Below are 16035 nucleotides of genomic sequence, written 5' to 3' on the forward strand. Positions count from 1 at the left end.
ACGGCTCTTATTACATCTTGAAACAACCTCGCGCATCGTCTGCTGCCTTTGCCTTCATCGGCAGGAGGCAATTATTTGCCATCAGCGTTTGCAGGTTAGTACCCACTCGCGGCTCTGGCATCACTTTTAATCGCTTTGCGAAAGTCAACACCTTATCTCCGGTTTGCTTAAAAAAATAAATCAATTATTTAAATGAAAAGCGGTTGCATATGCGGGGTTGCGGCACTAGAATTAGGGCAAATAAAAATTAGCGCACTATATCTAGTGGTTGATGATGATTTTCAGATTTGGTTTGTTTTCTTGCCCTGCTTCAATTTCCCTTCTGATTAGTAATTGAATTTGCAATAGATTTAGCAATTGATTTGAAAAAATAAAATGGATATGACTATCCGTGATATCAGGCCCTTAGCTGTAATGCGCAATACTTGTTTAACTCTAATTCACCGTCTGAATCCGCATTAGCAGCGGCTTTCAACGGAAAAAAATAACACTGCATCCGGAGGATCAATGCACTCTTCAATTGAAATTTCCACATTATCCAAGTCAGATATGGGCTTGGCTCTGAATATCCCGGCATCATCTGCCAGCAACATCGGCAGCATAGGTACGACCGCCAGCGGCTACAGCGAATATCGCATCATTCGCCGCAATGGTTCGGTTGTCGGGTTCGAGCCGTCCAAGATCGCGATTGCCATGACCAAGGCCTTCCTTGCGGTCAATGGTGGCCACGGCGCAGAATCGGCAAGGGTAAGAGAGTTGGTGGAACAATTGACAGCCAGTGTAGTCGGTGCCTTGATGCGCAGGCAGCCAGCCGGCGGCACCTTTCATATAGAAGACGTACAGGATCAGGTCGAACTGGCCCTGATGCGTTCTGGCGAGCATGATGTTGCACGCTCCTACGTGTTGTACCGTGCCAAACGCATGGAAGAGCGTCGTCGCATTCATGATGCGCCTGGCCATGTTGAACCTGCTGCGCCGCAATTGCATGTGATCGTTGATGGTCAATCCCGTCCGCTGGATGTGGCTGAAGTACGCAAGATGATCGCCGCCGCCTGCCTGGGTCTGGACAAGCTGGCTGATCCTGATGCGATCCTGGCCGAGACCCTGAAGAACCTGTACGACGGCGTACCGGTAGAAGAATTGTATAAATCAGCCATCCTGGCTGCCCGTGCCCTGATGGAAAAAGAACCTGCATACAGCCAGGTTACTGCACGCCTGCTCTTGCATACAGTACGTAAAGAAGTATTCGGTAAAGAAGTGGCGCAACAGGATGCGGCACAAGAATATGTCGAGTACTTCCCGAAATTCATCAAAAAAGGTATAGAAGCTGATTTACTTGATGCCAAGCTGGGCCAGTTTGATTTGAAAAAACTGGCAGATGCCCTGGTTGCTGACCGCGATCTGCAATTTGGTTATATCGGTCTGCAAACTTTGTATGACCGTTACTTCCTGCATATTCGCGGTACCCGTGTTGAAATGCCACAGGCCTTTTACATGCGCGTGGCGATGGGTCTGGCATTAAATGAAATCGATCGTGAAGCCCGTGCGATAGAATTTTACAATCTCTTGTCCAGCTTTGATTTCATGAGCTCGACACCGACCCTGTTCAATTCGGGTACACAACGTTCACAACTGTCTTCGTGCTACCTGACAACTGTGGCAGATGATCTGGATGGCATCTACGAAGCCATCAAGGAAAACGCCTTGCTGGCAAAATATGCCGGCGGTCTGGGCAATGACTGGACACCAGTACGCTCGCTGGGTGCGCATATCAAAGGCACCAATGGTAAATCACAGGGTGTCGTACCTTTCCTGAAAGTCGTCAATGACACGGCCGTGGCTGTTAACCAGGGCGGTAAACGCAAAGGTGCAGTCTGCGCCTATCTGGAAACCTGGCACATGGATATCGAGGAATTCCTCGACCTGCGTAAAAATACGGGCGATGACCGTCGCCGCACGCATGACATGAATACATCCAACTGGATTCCTGACCTGTTCATGAAGCGTGTCATGGAAAAAGGCGACTGGACACTGTTCTCACCTTCCGATGTGCCAGACCTGCATGACAAATACGGTAAATCTTTTGAACAGGCTTACACTGCGTATGAAGCCAAGGCAGCTAGTGGTGAACTGACATTGTCGAAAAAAATCCCGGCGCTGGACCTGTGGCGCAAGATGTTGTCGATGCTGTTTGAAACTGGCCATCCATGGATTACTTTCAAGGACCCATGCAATATCCGTTCGCCACAACAGCACGTCGGCGTGGTTCACAGCTCCAATTTGTGTACAGAAATCACCCTGAACACCAACGATAGCGAGATCGCGGTCTGCAACCTGGGCTCGGTCAATATGCCGGCGCATATGAAAGATGGCCAGCTGGATCAGGTCAAACTGCAAAAAACCATACGTACAGCAATGCGCATGCTGGATAACGTTATCGATATCAACTACTATGCAGTCAAGAAAGCGCGTGATTCGAACTTGCGTCACCGTCCTGTCGGTCTGGGCATCATGGGTTTCCAGGATTGCCTGCACATGATGCGCATCCCTTACGCATCGATGGATGCCGTGCAGTTTGCTGACACGTCGATGGAAGCAGTTTGCTATTACGCCTACCTGGCATCTACCGAGTTGGCTGAAGAGCGTGGCCGTTACAGTTCTTACCGTGGTTCTTTGTGGGATCGTGGCATCTTGCCGCAAGACTCATTGAAGTTGCTGGGTGAAGAACGCGGCGGCTATCTGGAGGCCGATTTCTCGGAAAGCATGGATTGGTCGGTCGTACGTAACCGTATCAAACAATTTGGCATGCGCAATTCGAATTGCGTGGCGATTGCACCTACTGCAACAATTTCTAACATTATTGGTGTGTCTGCCTGTATCGAGCCGACTTACCAGAACCTGTATGTGAAGTCGAATCTGTCGGGCGAATTTACTGAAATCAATGAACACCTCGTGCGTGATCTGAAAGACCGCGGCCTGTGGGATGAAGTCATGATCGCCGACCTCAAGTATTTTGATGGCAGCCTGGCCCGCATTGACCGCATCCCTGAAGACTTGCGTGCCCTGTATGCCACCGCATTTGAAGTCAGCCCATCCTGGCTAGTGGAAGCTGCATCGCGCCGTCAGAAATGGATAGACCAGGCACAATCCCTGAATATCTATATGGCAGGTGCTTCAGGTAAAAAACTGGATGAAACCTATAAGCTCGCCTGGTTGCGTGGTTTGAAAACAACGTATTACCTGCGTACTATCGGTGCCACACATACAGAAAAATCGACCAGCAAAACCGGCGCACTGAACGCGGTTGGTGTGGATGGTAACCATAGTTCCTATGGTGCCAGTGCTACAAGCGCAGCACCGGCAGCGCAGGAAACTGATGGCCCAGCCTGCATGTTGCGTCCTGGCGACGCCGGTTTCGAAGAGTGTGAGGCTTGTCAATAAGCCGGAAGACCATCGTTGTCTTCAGCGTGGCCAGCCATTTGACCTGGCTGGCCACGCCACTCTAATAATATGTATTCAAAAGTAAGGAATTAAAAATGCTATCTTGGGATGATGAAGTCGCGCCTGCGGCTCCCGCTGCACCGGCACCACGACATACTGCTGCCACCAATTTACAACAGTCTTTGCAGACGCAAGACATCGCTCTGAACCCTGCGCTGGTGACCAAGCCGGTTGTCGTTACACCTGAAGTCATGGCGCGCCGCGTCAATGCCGCCGACAAACGCATTATCAATGGCACCACGGACGTGAACCAGCTGGTCCCTTTCAAATATAAATGGGCATGGGATAAATACCTGGCCGGTTGCGCCAATCACTGGATGCCGCAAGAGATCAATATGCAGCGCGATATTGAACTCTGGAAAAACCCGAACGGCCTGACCGAAGACGAGCGTCGTCTGGTCAAGCGCAACCTGGGTTTCTTCGTCACTGCCGATTCACTGGCTGCCAACAATATCGTGCTGGGTACCTACCGCCATATCACGGCACCAGAGTGCCGCCAGTACCTGTTGCGTCAGGCATTTGAAGAGGCCATTCATACCCACGCCTATCAATACATCGTTGAATCGCTGGGCCTGGATGAAGCTGAAATCTTCAATGCCTATAATGAAGTGGAGTCCATCCGCGACAAGGATCAGTTCCTGATTCCTTTCATCGATGTGCTGACCAATCCTGAATTCAAGACAGGTACGACCGAGTCAGACCAGACCTTGCTGAAGTCGCTGATCGTTTTTGCCTGCCTGATGGAAGGCCTGTTTTTCTATGTCGGCTTCACACAGATTCTGGCGCTTGGCCGTCAAAATAAAATGATGGGTGCGGCTGAACAATACCAATACATCTTGCGTGATGAATCGATGCACTGCAATTTCGGGATCGATTTAATCAATACGATTAAGATGGAAAATCCGCATTTGTGGACGCCAGCATTTCGCGATGAAATTAAATCGTTGTTTTTGCGTGCAGTAGAGTTGGAATATCGTTACGCAGAGGATACAATGCCGCGTGGAGTGCTCGGTTTGAATGCGCCTATGTTTAAAGGTTATTTACGCTTCATCGCAAATCGCCGCGCACAACAAATCGGTCTCGAAGCGCTGTTCCCTCAGGAAGAAAATCCTTTCCCTTGGATGAGTGAAATGATAGACCTGAAAAAAGAGCGCAACTTTTTTGAGACACGTGTGATCGAGTATCAAACTGGCGGAGCCCTCAACTGGGAATAAGTGCTGCAGCAAAAAAGCGCACGCCGGTATCCGGGATTTTTGAAGCTCTGATTACGTGTAGTGAGCGATTTTAGTTTGAAAGTTATACGTATCATGTACGTTGTGCTTTACAAGCGTGAAAAAGCAAATACACTATACGTAATAAATAATTAGAATTCGAATAGGGCTTCGAATTGAACTTCCCGGGATTACTCATCGTTTGCACAAGACGTAAAATGCGAGAGGCCTCACCAAACTGAATGGACAGTCACAGACTACATTGTGTTGAGCTGTTAGTGCCGCAATACCTGGCGTAACTGGGTATTGTGGCTTTTGGTCTTTGTGTTTTGCAAAAACAGGATGGAAGCAAATTGTTACAAGTGACGAGGTGGCAGAAACATTGCGTAGTCGTTTTTACCTTATAAAGTCCTTGTCACGAATTTGTCTGATCCTGAAAAGAATACCGAGGCCGGCAGGTTTAGCCGGCTGATTTAGGTTTGTGAGTTGATCCGATGTCTGGGTTGCACAAACCATGATGGCTGAAGTGCTACATCAATAGAGGGGATGGAGCAGTTCGGCTGGTGCAGAATTCATTAGCGCAAACAGCCTTCTTGTTTGTGCCGATGAATAATCCGCTTGAATGGATCGAGCGGATTTAATTTTTATCTGATTTTTTCCATCTCTACCGAAGGAGAAACAAAATGGCAACAGCACCACAACCGTCACCAGACGAACCAGCAGCAGCTAAGAAACCAGCTGCAAAAAAGGCAGCAGCTAAAAAAGCAGCGGCTAAACCGGCAGCAAAAGCAGCAGCCAAACCAGCGGCAAAAGCAGCAGCCAAGCCAGCAGCTAAAAAAGCAGCGGCCAAGCCAGCGGCAAAAGCAGCAGCTAAGCCAGCGGCAAAAGCAGCAGCTAAGCCAGCAGCAAAAGCGGCGGCTAAGCCAGCAGCAAAAGCAGCAGCCAAGCCAGTAGCTAAAAAAGCGGCAGCTAAACCAGCAGCTAAAAAAGCAGCGGCCAAGCCAGCGGCAAAAGCAGCAGCCAAGCCAGCAGCAAAAGCAGCAGCCAAACCAGCAGCTAAAAAAGCAGTAGCTAAACCAGCAGCTAAAAAAGCAGCGGCCAAGCCAGCGGCAAAAGCAGCAGCCAAACCAGCGGCTAAAAAAGCAGTAGCTAAACCAGCAGCTAAAAAAGCAGCAGCCAAGCCAGCAGCAAAAGCAGCAGCCAAGCCAGCGGCAAAAGCAGCGGCCAAGCCAGCAGCTAAAAAAGCAGCAGCCAAACCAGCAGCTAAAAAAGCAGTAGCTAAACCAGCAGCTAAAAAAGCAGCAGCCAAGCCAGCAGCAAAAGCAGCAGCCAAACCAGCGGCAAAAGCAGCGGCCAAGCCAGCAGCTAAAAAAGCAGCAGCCAAACCAGCAGCAGCTAAACCAGCAGCAGCTAAACCAGCAGCAGCGAAGCCAGCAGCAAAAAAAGCCGCGGCTAAGCCAGCCGCAAAAAAGGCCGCTCCAGCAAAACCAGCGACACCTGATGCGAAAACCGTTGTTAGTCCAAATGCAGCATGGCCTTTCCCAACTGGTAATCGCCCAGCATAATCGTTGATATGCTTGGTTGCCTGGTGTTATTCAGGCACAATACCCACTGTATGATTCGTCATTCAGTGGGTTTTTTTTGAGGGCATAGCGTGTTATACGATATTTTTACTTTTGTCATTGATACGGTGACAGGCTTGTTCGCTGGTTTTTTGCTACTGCGTTTTTGGATGCAGGTGCAAAGAGTCAGGCCACCAAATGGTCTGGCACAGGCAATTTTTCAACTGACAGATTGGCTGGTTCACCCGATACGCCGCATCGTCCCGGGTTTTCGTGGTTATGACTGGGCGTCGCTGATTGCAGCTTTTCTGGTTGCCTTGCTGGCGATGCTGGCCAAGGTATGGTTAATGGCCCAATTTGCCCCGCTGGCCATCTTGTGGCTGACGATTTTCCGTATGCTGCAATGGATATTGTATGGCTTGATGGCGCTGTTGGTGCTGGAGGCTATCTTTAGCTGGGTGAATCCGCATGCCCCGTTTGCACCCTTCATACGCGCCTTGAATGAGCCGGTGTTGTCGCCTTTGCGCAAGTTGATACCTCCATTGGGCGGGCTTGATTTCTCCCCACTGGTGGCATTGATCATATTGCAGATACTCAATATGGTACTGGTCAAGGCGTTTGCGGCCTTGCCCTGGTTTTAACGCTCAGGCCGGGCAGTCGACTGGCGGATGACCAGGCTCGATTTCAGCATTTCACGTCGCAGTGGCGCTTCTGGGTCGACAATGCGGTTGACCAGTATTTGTGCAGTCAGGTTGCCGATGGCCTGCTTGGGTTGGGCGATCGTGGTCAGTGGCGGCGTGCTGAAGGAGGCCAGCGCGATATCATCGTAACCGATGACAGACAGCGCTTCGGGTATCCTGATGCCTGCTTCATTGGCGGCGCGTATGCCACCAATCGCCATCAAATCATTGCTGGCAAAAATGGCGGTGGGCCGTTGTGGCAATGCCAGTAGTTGCTGGAAGGCGTTAAAGCCACCCTGACTGGTAAAGTCTGCATGTATCAGATATTCTGGCCGAAACGGCAGGCCAGCTTCGCTGAGCGCACGCCGGTAGCCGGTGACGCGATCCCCGCTGGGCAGCAAAATATCAGGGCCAGCAACGCAGGCAATGTCGGTATGCCCCAGACCAATCAGGTAGCGCGTCGCTTCATAGCCACCTTGTTCATGGTCGGCTTCAATAAAATCAGCGACGACACCTGATACTTCCCTGTCCACCAGCACTTTGGGGATGCCCTCATCTGCCAGCAGTTGCGTGAGTTCTTCATCCGAACCCGATGACACCAGAATCAGCCCATCAATGCGTTTTTCCATCAACACGCGGATATAGGCGGCCTGTTTTTTCGGGTCATCATACGAATTGCACAAAATAATGTTGTAACCTAGCTTGAATGACGCATCTTCAATGCCCTGGATGATTTCGGCAAAATAGGGATTGGAGTTATTCGGTATCATCATACCCAGGGTATGGGTACGGTCGTTTTTCAGGCTGCGCGCGACCGCGCTGGGGATGTAGCGCAATTCCTGAATGACGGCCAGCACACGTTCGCGTGCATCTTCACTGACGACCCGGGTATTATTGATGACGTGAGAAACCGTGGTGGTGGAGACGCGCGCTTTCTCTGCGACTTGCTTCATTGTTGCCATAAGATTCCTGCCTTTCTGTGCCAAGATTATGACGCAGGATGGGGCTTGTGGCGCATATTTTATGTAATAACTATGTACTAATCGATGTACTAATCGATGTACTAATAATAGAGAGAGATTTCTGATGAACGATCTTGTCATCCGCAATGCCAGTTTGCCAGATGGTCGCAAGGGTATCGATATAGCCATTCAGGATGGCCGCATCAGCGCCGTTGGCGTGGCTTTGCCGGTCAGCGCGGCAGAAGAAATCAATGCCAATGGCAACCTGGTGACGCCACCGTTTGTGGATGCCCACTTTCATATGGATGCGGTGCTCAGCTATGGTTTGCCACGGGTTAACCAGTCCGGCACTTTACTGGAAGGTATCGCCCTGTGGGGCGAACTGAAACCCATACTGACGCAAGAGGCGCTGATCGAGCGGGCTCTGCGTTATTGCGACTGGGCGGTGGCGCGTGGTTTGCTGGCGATCCGTTCGCATGTCGATATCTGTGATGACCGCTTATTGGCTGTGGAGGCCTTGCTGGAAGTGAAGCGCCGGGTGGCGCCTTATCTGGATTTGCAACTGGTGGCATTTCCGCAAGATGGCATTTTGCGCAGCCCGACTGCCATGGCGAATCTAAAACGGGCGATTGCCATGGGTGTCGATGTGGTCGGCGGTATCCCGCATTTTGAACGCACCATGGCCGATGGTGCAGAATCAGTGCGCCTGTTGTGCGAGTTTGCCGCTGAACAGGGATTGCGGGTAGACATGCATTGCGACGAATCGGACGACCCCATGTCGCGCCATATTGAAACCCTGGCTTATCACAGCAACCGGCTGGGTTTGCATGGCCGTGTTGCCGGCTCACACCTGACTTCCATGCACTCCATGGATAATTATTATGTCAGCAAGTTGCTGCCGCTGATCCGTGAGGCAGGCGTTGCCGCCATTGCCAATCCCCTCATCAATATCACTTTGCAGGGGCGGCACGATACCTATCCAAAACGTCGTGGCATGACCCGTGTGCCAGAAATGCTGGCTGCCGGTATTGATGTTGCCTTCGGCCATGATTGTGTGATGGACCCGTGGTATAGCCTGGGTTCGGGTGACATGCTGGAAGTGGCGCAAATGGGTTTGCACGTTGGCCAGATGACTGGTCAGGCCGCCATGCGCCAGTGTTTTGACGCTGTGACAGAAACGCCAGCACGCATACTTGGGCTGGAAGCCTATGGCTTGCAAGCAGGATGTTTTGCCGATCTGGTTTTACTGGACGCCAGTGACACGATAGAAGCATTGCGTTTGCGTTCTGCTAGATTACTGGTACTGCGACGTGGCAAAGTCATCAGCCAGACGCCAGCGCCACATGCAAATTTGCACTTGCCTGGGCGGCCATCACATATCGAGTTCAGGACAAAAAACTGAACGGCATCTCCGATTGGTAGTGTGGTCCTGGTTTGAAAACACTCAAACCAGGTTTGGCAGCCAGCAGGAGGTTGATGCCGGTGACTTACAATTGCGCGAAAGCCTTGCCAGCGATGGCGATGGTTTCGGCAATGACGCCATCATCATGTTGTGCTGAGACGAAGCCGGCCTCAAAGGCGGAAGGCGCAAGGTAGACGCCCTGATCGAGCATCAGATGGAAGAAGCGGTTGAATTTTTCCTTGTCACTGGCCATCATGGCGGCGTAAGAATCCGGTACTTCTTTGGCAAAGTACAGGCCAAACATGCCGCCGACAGCATCGGCGCAGAACGTGACATTGGCAGTTTTGGCGGCAGCACTTAAACCATCCACGAGCTTGCGGGTTTGTGCTGTCAGGTTTTCATAGAAGTCTGCCTGCTGGATAATTTTCAGGGTAGTCATGCCCGCCGCCACGGCGACCGGGTTGCCTGACAAAGTGCCGGCCTGATACACGCCACCCAAAGGTGCCATGTGTCCCATCAGATCTGCACGACCACCAAAAGCCGCCACTGGCAAACCACCACCGATGACTTTGCCAAGGCAAGTCAGGTCAGCCTGCACGCCATACAGTGCCTGTGCACCATGCAGGCCAACGCGGAAGCCGCACATCACTTCATCGAAAATCAATACAGTGCCATGCGCGGTACACAGCTTGCGCATAGTGTTGATGAACTCTTGCGTGGCACGGATCAGGTTCATATTACCTGCCACCGGTTCAACAATTACACAGGCAATCTGGTCGCCTATAGACTTGAAAACTTCTTCCAGTTGCTCACAGTTATTGTAATCAAGCACCAGCGTGTGCTTGCTGAAGTCTTCCGGTACGCCGGCAGACGTCGGGTTGCCAAAAGTCAGCAAGCCACTGCCAGCCTTGACCAGTAAAGAATCAGCATGGCCGTGATAACAACCTTCAAACTTGATGATCTTGTCGCGTTTGGTAGCACCGCGTGCCAAACGCAGGGCGCTCATGGTCGCTTCGGTGCCGCTGGAGACCAGACGCACCTGCTCTACGCCAGGGACCAGTTTGCAGATTTCTTCGGCCATCTGTACTTCGCCTTCGGTCGGTGCGCCAAAACTCAGGCCACGTGCAGCGGCGGCTTGCACTGCGGTGATGACCTCGGGGTGGGCATGACCGACAATTGCCGGTCCCCATGAGCCTATATAGTCAATGTAGCGCTTGTCTTCGGCATCCCAGAAATAAGGGCCGAGTGCACGGGTGATGAAACGGGGAGTGCCACCCACCGAGCGGAAGGCACGAACTGGTGAATTGACACCGCCTGGTGTGGTTTTTTGCGCACGTGCAAACAGAATGTCGTTTTTATCAGTCATAAATGTGTCAATGAATTATCAGTGTATGTTACAAATCGTTAAATTTCGGTGGAACAAACCAGCCTTTAGCCTGGTTCTCTGGCCCAGAAATAGCGATCAGGGATGAGCCTGCCCATGCCCAGTCTTTGCGCATGGTTTAAGGCGGCATGGGTGAACTCCTGTGCTTCCAGCACAGCGTCGGGTATGTCCAGGCCATTTGCCAGCAAGGCGGCAATCGCTGCTGACAAGGTTGAGCCGGCGCCAGCATGAGAACCGGGAATTCTCTGCCAGGTATCGCGCCTGACCACCCCGGCATCGCTAAATAAAGTGTTCGCGACCTCACCAATATCGCTACTGGTGCCGGTTACTAATATATACTCGCAGCCGGATTCGATCAGTGTCATGGCGTCGGCTTCCAGATCTTCCGGTTCCGGGCCTTCCTTCCAGGTTTCTGCCAGGCGTGACAGCTCAACCGCAGAGATCATCAGCAGGCTGGCTTGTGGAACCAGCAGTTCTCGTATCGCCAGGACCAGATCTTCGGCTTCCGGACCCTGTTCGGTGATGGCAGCATTGAAGGGGTCAAGTACCAGCGGCAGTTCGGGATAGTCAGACACGATTTCGGCAATGACGGTGACATTTTCCACGCTGCCAACCTGGCCAACCTTAAATGCCAGTACCGGCATGTCTTCGAGAATGGTGCGCGCCTGTTCATCGACCAGATCGGCCTCAAGCGGATGCAAATCGTCAATTTGTGAGGTATCGCCAGTTAAAATGGCGGTGATGACGGGCAAGCCATAACAGCCCATGGCCGCAAACGAGGCGAGGTCGGCATGAATGCCAGTTGCCGCCACAGGATCTGAGGCGCCAAAGCTAAGTATTAGTGGAGAAATTTGGTTTTGCACGTTTGGTAGATTAATATAGCTGACTTCGTGGGGACTTAAATTACTCGCGCAAATGCCATTAATAACACAATGCAAACAAAAGTTTGCAGCAGTTTCAATATTTTACTTGATTGAAGGGTTTTAGTCGTGACTGATACGGTAGCGGAGAAGGGTGCCTACAAGGCGTGGATGTGTTTGATTTGCGGCTGGGTATATGACGAAGAACAAGGCTCGCCAGAAGACGGCATCGCTGCCGGCACGCGCTGGGAAGATGTACCCATGAACTGGACCTGCCCGGAGTGCGGTGCACGCAAAGAAGATTTCGAAATGGTCGCAATTTGACCGAATTGACAATTTTGACGCGAATCGCACGTGAATCGTATGTTTATTCATGGAAAAAAAGCGCAAAAGTGCTATTTTTTGTTACAGTGATATGTAACCTTAATACTGCCGGGAAGAGATGATTTTATGTCAACGTTGACGGGCAATGAGAACCTGAAAATCATGGTGATTGACGATAGCAGCACCATACGCCGTTCGGCGGAGATTTTTCTTGGGCAGGCCGGATACAAAATCGTGTTGGCTGAAGATGGTTTTGATGCTTTAGCCAAAATCAATGATTCTCATCCAGACCTGATTTTTTGCGATATCCTGATGCCTAGACTCGATGGATATCAAACTTGCGCTTTGATTAAGAAAAGTGCGAAATTCCGGGATACACCGGTAATTATGTTGTCTTCTAAGGACGGGTTATTTGACCGCGCCCGTGGTGCGATGGTCGGATCTGATGAATACCTGACCAAGCCCTTTACAAAAGATAGTCTGCTGAAAACGGTAAAAAATTACACGTCAGCGACCTAGTTCTAATATTAGTTAATGTGAGGTAAAAATATATGGCCATTCAAAAAATTCTGATTGTGGATGATTCTCCAACAGAACGTTATTTCCTGACCGATGTACTGGTTAAAAACGGTTTCTCGGTTTCCACTGCTGAAAATGGCGAAGAAGCGCTGACGAAAATCAAGGCTGACAAGCCACAACTGATTTTGATGGATGTGGTGATGCCTGGGCAAAACGGTTTTCAAATTACCCGTGCCATTGCCAAAGATCCAGACACGCAAGACGTGCCAGTGATTATCTGCACCAGCAAAAATCAGGAAACTGACCGCATCTGGGGTTTGCGTCAGGGTGCCCGTGATTACTTGGTAAAGCCTATTGACCCGGCAGAACTGCTGGCGAAAATTTCTGCGCTCGGTTAAGCAGGATTGGTCAGGATTTATCAGGATAGTAAAGTTTTATTTCCTGTATCTACAATAAGATATCTTCGGATTGCTCATGAATCAGACTGTACTTGAACCTGCTGCCAAAACCCCGGAAGTTGTTAAGACCGACAAGGGTGTGCGTCGTACCCGGCTGCGTGAATTTCAGGCGCAGTTGCTGGAACGTATGCAGGCCGCCCAGCGTGGCGGCTATACCAAACTCAGTCAGCTGGGCATCATGATAGGGCATGGGCGTTACCTGCTGGATTTACGTGAATCTGGTGAGATTGTTACTGCCGGTGCTTTAACCAGGGTGCCATTGACGCGTGACTGGTATATCGGCCTGTCTAATATCCGGGGTAACTTGACCGGTGTTATTGATTTGCCGCGTTTCCAGGGACTGGATGCGACCAAGCTCGATGGGTCTTGCCGTATCGTTGCTTTTGCACCCGGCATGGCATTCAACAGCGGTTTGCTGGTGTCACAGGTTTTGGGTTTGCGTACGGTTTCTGAAATGGAAGAACTGCCTTTTGAAGCCGGTGAACTTGAAAATAAGGCCTGGCTGAAAAAGAAGTACCGCGACCGTGACGGCAATGTATGGTTTGAACTCAGCCTGGCCATGCTGGTGCAGGATCAGGATTTTTTGCAAATAGGTTTATAAGTCAGTATGCGCAATCAAGCAAGAATACTGACTGCTTTTCAATCGTTTAGGAGACTTAGTAATGGCATTTAATCTACCGTTCGTGTCCAAGGGTAAAGAAGATCCGGAAGTTGACGGAGCAGAGGTCGCGGCGAGGTCATTCGGGAATGCTGATTCGGTTGAAGTTGAAGAAGCAAGCAACGTCAAAATGTTGTCACCCGAAGCGCATGGCAGCACACACAGCCTGGCTACAGCAGAGCCTGCTGCGCTAAAGGCTGACGCACATGCCGATGCGACTTTTATTGGCGATGCGCTGGAAAAAGGCGGCGATATTCGTTTGCCTATTATCGGCAGAATGTCGCTGCAACAGCAGATGCGTATCTTGTCCATCATCATGGCGCTGGCCTTGTTGCTGGGTGCAGTTTTCGTCTGGTTGAACTCCAACCAGTCAGCATTGCTTTCCACGCAGGCGCAGATCGCCGGTGAGGCGCTGATGCACTCGCAGCGTATCGGTAAAGCGGCACCGAATGCGATTCAGGGTAATGTTGAAGCGTTTAAACAGCTCAAAGACAGCCGTACTGAGATGAACAACGATTTAACAGTCCTGTTAAATGGTGGTAACTACCAGGGCCGTACAGTTGATAAAGCCGATTCTAATCTTGAGCCGGTCGTCAAGGATGCGAAGAAAGCCTGGGACAACTCCAATAAAGCAGCGGAAACTATCCTGAACCGTCAGAAAGAATTGACCGGTTTCGGCCAGACACTGCAAAAAATGAATGCCTTGTCCCCAGTCTTGCTGGAATTGACCGAGCAGATTTCGACCTTGAAAGTACAGGGCGGTGGTTCTGCGCGTGAAATTAATGCGGCAGGTCAGCTCGTGATGTTGACGCAGCGTCTGGGTCGTAGCGCGAATGAATTCCTGACTTCTGAGGGTGTTAATCCTGAAACGGCGTTCTTGCTGGGTAAGGATACAAATACTTTCCGTGATCTGGTCGATGGCTTTCTGAAAGGTAGTGATGTCTTGCGCCTGACCGCCACCAAAGATGCGGACACACGCGACAAATTAACTGAACTGCAAAAAACATTTACCGAATACCAGGTATCGGTATCAAGCATTCTGGGCAACCTGCAAAACTTTATTGCTGCCAAACAGTCCGAACAGTTGCTGTTTAATGAAAATGAAGATTTGAAAAACAAGCTGTCCAAGCTGCAAAAAAATTACACGGCACAACAGGATTCGGTCAATCTGTCTTTCTGGCTGATGTTGGCAAGTGCCTTCGTTGCCTTGCTGGCTGCGGTTGGTGTGGCGTTGGTACTGTTGCAGGATAGCCGTAACCGGGCGAAAGAGGCGAATGAACGCCGTCTGGAAGCTGGTGCGCAAATGATGCAGGCGCAAAAACAAGAGGAAGAAGCGAAAGCTGCAAACGATCAGAATCAGGCCGCGATTTTGCGACTGATGAATGAATTGCAGGAAGTTGCGGATGGTGACTTGACTGTGCAGGCGACGGTTTCCGAAGATATTACCGGCGCGATTGCCGACTCGGTTAACTACACGGTGGAAGAGTTGCGCGGACTGGTAGGACGGGTTACAACAACGGCAGAACAAGTTACTTCCGCATCTAGCCATGCGCAAGGTATTTCTACTGACTTGTTGAGCGCTTCTGAACAGCAATCGCGTGAGATTTCCGATGCAGGTCAGGTTGTTCTGACCATGGCGGCTGAAATTACTGACGTTTCCCGCTCTGCGAATGAATCAGCACTGGTTGCGCGTCAATCGGTTGCTGCGGCGGAACAGGGTGCGCATGCGGTGGAAAACGCGATCAAGGGTATGAACGAGATCCGCGAGCAAATCCAGGAAACTTCCAAGCGTATTAAACGTCTGGGTGAATCGTCACAGGAAATTGGTGAGATCACTGAACTGATTTCCGACATTACCGAACAAACCAACGTACTGGCGCTGAATGCGGCGATTCAGGCGGCGTCAGCGGGTGAAGCAGGTCGAGGCTTCTCGGTGGTTGCGGAAGAGGTTCAGCGTCTGGCGGAACGTTCGGCTGAAGCGACCAAGCAGATTGGTGCGCTGGTACGTACGATTCAAACGGATACCCATGACGCGGTTGCCGCGATGGAAAAATCCACTCAGGGTGTGGTTGAGGGAGCGAAACTGTCCGATGCGGCCGGTACGGCGTTGTCTGAAATCCGTAGCGTTTCGAACCGCCTTGCGGAACTGATTCAAGGTATCTCGCTGGCGACGGAACAACAGGCAACATCAGCCAATGGCGTGGCACAGAATATCCAGCATATTTTGACCATCACCGAGCAGACACAAAATGGTACGCAGCAAACGGCGGTCTCCATTAAAGAATTGTCCATGCTGGCTGAAGAACTCAAGAACTCAGTGTCACGGTTCCGGGTTGCTGCCTGATTTTCACGCCCCGGTTGTGAGAGTGGACTGTAAAAGTGAAAAGCAAAGTGCTTGCCATGTGCGCGCCGACCAGAGCTGCGTTGCAAATACTCGCGATAGCCCAGCTATCGCTACGTTTTGCGCCTTGCCCTGGTTCGACGGGCGCATGTCCTTCACTTTCGCTTTTCACT

The 16035-nt window shown here is 51.0% G+C and carries 13 protein-coding genes; 10 read left to right on the forward strand and 3 right to left on the reverse strand.

Features of this window, described 5'->3' with window-relative positions; genetic code table 11:
* Positions 1 to 507 precede the first annotated feature (507 nt).
* The 4 genes from ACO0LH_RS09850 (at position 508) to ACO0LH_RS09865 (ending at position 6915) form a co-directional block, all read left to right on the forward strand.
* Positions 508 to 3441 carry a ribonucleoside-diphosphate reductase subunit alpha gene (locus ACO0LH_RS09850; RefSeq protein ID WP_422940896.1) on the forward strand — a complete coding sequence of 978 codons (2934 nt, stop codon included), beginning with the start codon at positions 508 to 510 and terminating at the stop codon, positions 3439 to 3441.
* A gap of 95 nt (positions 3442 to 3536) precedes the next feature.
* Positions 3537 to 4715, forward strand: a complete 1179-nt coding sequence (locus ACO0LH_RS09855) for a ribonucleotide-diphosphate reductase subunit beta (RefSeq protein WP_422940897.1) — start codon at positions 3537 to 3539, stop codon at positions 4713 to 4715.
* 680 nt (positions 4716 to 5395) lie between these two features.
* Complete coding sequence (locus ACO0LH_RS09860) at positions 5396 to 6277, forward strand: transcriptional regulator (RefSeq protein WP_422940898.1); 882 nt, start codon at positions 5396 to 5398, stop codon at positions 6275 to 6277.
* 89 nt (positions 6278 to 6366) lie between these two features.
* A complete protein-coding gene (locus tag ACO0LH_RS09865; RefSeq protein WP_422940899.1) occupies positions 6367 to 6915 on the forward strand; it encodes a YggT family protein in 549 nt (182 codons plus the stop codon).
* Here ACO0LH_RS09865 and ACO0LH_RS09870 read toward each other — a convergent pair.
* The gene (locus ACO0LH_RS09870) at positions 6912 to 7916 is read right to left on the reverse strand and encodes a LacI family DNA-binding transcriptional regulator (protein ID WP_422940900.1); all 1005 of its coding nucleotides are present in this window, start codon (positions 7914 to 7916) and stop codon (positions 6912 to 6914) included. The two genes, ACO0LH_RS09865 and ACO0LH_RS09870, sit on opposite strands and share 4 nt — an antisense overlap.
* Before the next feature lie 124 nt (positions 7917 to 8040).
* On the opposite strand from ACO0LH_RS09870, the gene ACO0LH_RS09875 reads away from it, so the two are divergent.
* Complete coding sequence (locus ACO0LH_RS09875; protein WP_422940901.1) at positions 8041 to 9318, forward strand: amidohydrolase family protein; 1278 nt, start codon at positions 8041 to 8043, stop codon at positions 9316 to 9318.
* Between the two features lie 85 nt (positions 9319 to 9403).
* Here ACO0LH_RS09875 and hemL read toward each other — a convergent pair whose 3' ends face one another.
* Both hemL and thiD read right to left on the reverse strand, forming a co-directional pair.
* The gene (hemL, locus tag ACO0LH_RS09880) at positions 9404 to 10684 is read right to left on the reverse strand and encodes a glutamate-1-semialdehyde 2,1-aminomutase (protein ID WP_422940902.1); all 1281 of its coding nucleotides are present in this window, start codon (positions 10682 to 10684) and stop codon (positions 9404 to 9406) included.
* Between the two features lie 65 nt (positions 10685 to 10749).
* Positions 10750 to 11565 (reverse strand): bifunctional hydroxymethylpyrimidine kinase/phosphomethylpyrimidine kinase, encoded by an 816-nt coding sequence (gene thiD / locus ACO0LH_RS09885; protein WP_422940903.1) that lies wholly within the window; start codon positions 11563 to 11565, stop codon positions 10750 to 10752.
* Positions 11566 to 11733: 168 nt separating this feature from the next.
* On the opposite strand from thiD, the gene ACO0LH_RS09890 reads away from it, so the two are divergent.
* The 5 genes from ACO0LH_RS09890 (at position 11734) to ACO0LH_RS09910 (ending at position 15865) form a co-directional block, all read left to right on the forward strand.
* Complete coding sequence (locus tag ACO0LH_RS09890) at positions 11734 to 11886, forward strand: rubredoxin (protein WP_186947275.1); 153 nt, start codon at positions 11734 to 11736, stop codon at positions 11884 to 11886.
* A 126-nt stretch (positions 11887 to 12012) separates the two neighbouring features.
* The gene (locus ACO0LH_RS09895) at positions 12013 to 12405 is read left to right on the forward strand and encodes a response regulator (protein ID WP_110255216.1); all 393 of its coding nucleotides are present in this window, start codon (positions 12013 to 12015) and stop codon (positions 12403 to 12405) included.
* Positions 12406 to 12437: 32 nt separating this feature from the next.
* A complete protein-coding gene (locus ACO0LH_RS09900) occupies positions 12438 to 12803 on the forward strand; it encodes a response regulator transcription factor (protein WP_422940904.1) in 366 nt (121 codons plus the stop codon).
* A 76-nt stretch (positions 12804 to 12879) separates the two neighbouring features.
* Positions 12880 to 13464, forward strand: a complete 585-nt coding sequence (locus tag ACO0LH_RS09905; RefSeq protein ID WP_422940905.1) for a chemotaxis protein CheW — start codon at positions 12880 to 12882, stop codon at positions 13462 to 13464.
* 61 nt (positions 13465 to 13525) lie between these two features.
* A complete protein-coding gene (locus tag ACO0LH_RS09910) occupies positions 13526 to 15865 on the forward strand; it encodes a methyl-accepting chemotaxis protein (RefSeq protein ID WP_422940906.1) in 2340 nt (779 codons plus the stop codon).
* Positions 15866 to 16035: the final 170 nt, after the last annotated feature.

The sequence above is a fragment of the Undibacterium sp. TJN19 genome, assembly GCF_049339485.1.
Classification (GTDB): domain Bacteria; phylum Pseudomonadota; class Gammaproteobacteria; order Burkholderiales; family Burkholderiaceae_D; genus Undibacterium.

Bases quoted from the DNA above. Each gene is read 5' to 3' on its own strand.
- ACO0LH_RS09910 (WP_422940906.1), top strand. From the start codon at position 13,526: ATGGCATTTAATCTACCGTTCGTGTCCAAGGGTAAAGAAGATCCGGAA.
- ACO0LH_RS09890 (WP_186947275.1), top strand. From the start codon at position 11,734: ATGTGTTTGATTTGCGGCTGGGTATATGACGAAGAACAAGGCTCGCCA.
- ACO0LH_RS09855 (WP_422940897.1), top strand. From the start codon at position 3,537: ATGCTATCTTGGGATGATGAAGTCGCGCCTGCGGCTCCCGCTGCACCG.
- ACO0LH_RS09900 (WP_422940904.1), top strand. From the start codon at position 12,438: ATGGCCATTCAAAAAATTCTGATTGTGGATGATTCTCCAACAGAACGT.
- hemL (WP_422940902.1), bottom strand. From the start codon at position 10,684: ATGACTGATAAAAACGACATTCTGTTTGCACGTGCGCAAAAAACCACA.
- ACO0LH_RS09895 (WP_110255216.1), top strand. From the start codon at position 12,013: ATGTCAACGTTGACGGGCAATGAGAACCTGAAAATCATGGTGATTGAC.
- ACO0LH_RS09905 (WP_422940905.1), top strand. From the start codon at position 12,880: ATGAATCAGACTGTACTTGAACCTGCTGCCAAAACCCCGGAAGTTGTT.
- ACO0LH_RS09850 (WP_422940896.1), top strand. From the start codon at position 508: ATGCACTCTTCAATTGAAATTTCCACATTATCCAAGTCAGATATGGGC.
- ACO0LH_RS09860 (WP_422940898.1), top strand. From the start codon at position 5,396: ATGGCAACAGCACCACAACCGTCACCAGACGAACCAGCAGCAGCTAAG.
- ACO0LH_RS09870 (WP_422940900.1), bottom strand. From the start codon at position 7,916: ATGGCAACAATGAAGCAAGTCGCAGAGAAAGCGCGCGTCTCCACCACC.
- ACO0LH_RS09875 (WP_422940901.1), top strand. From the start codon at position 8,041: ATGAACGATCTTGTCATCCGCAATGCCAGTTTGCCAGATGGTCGCAAG.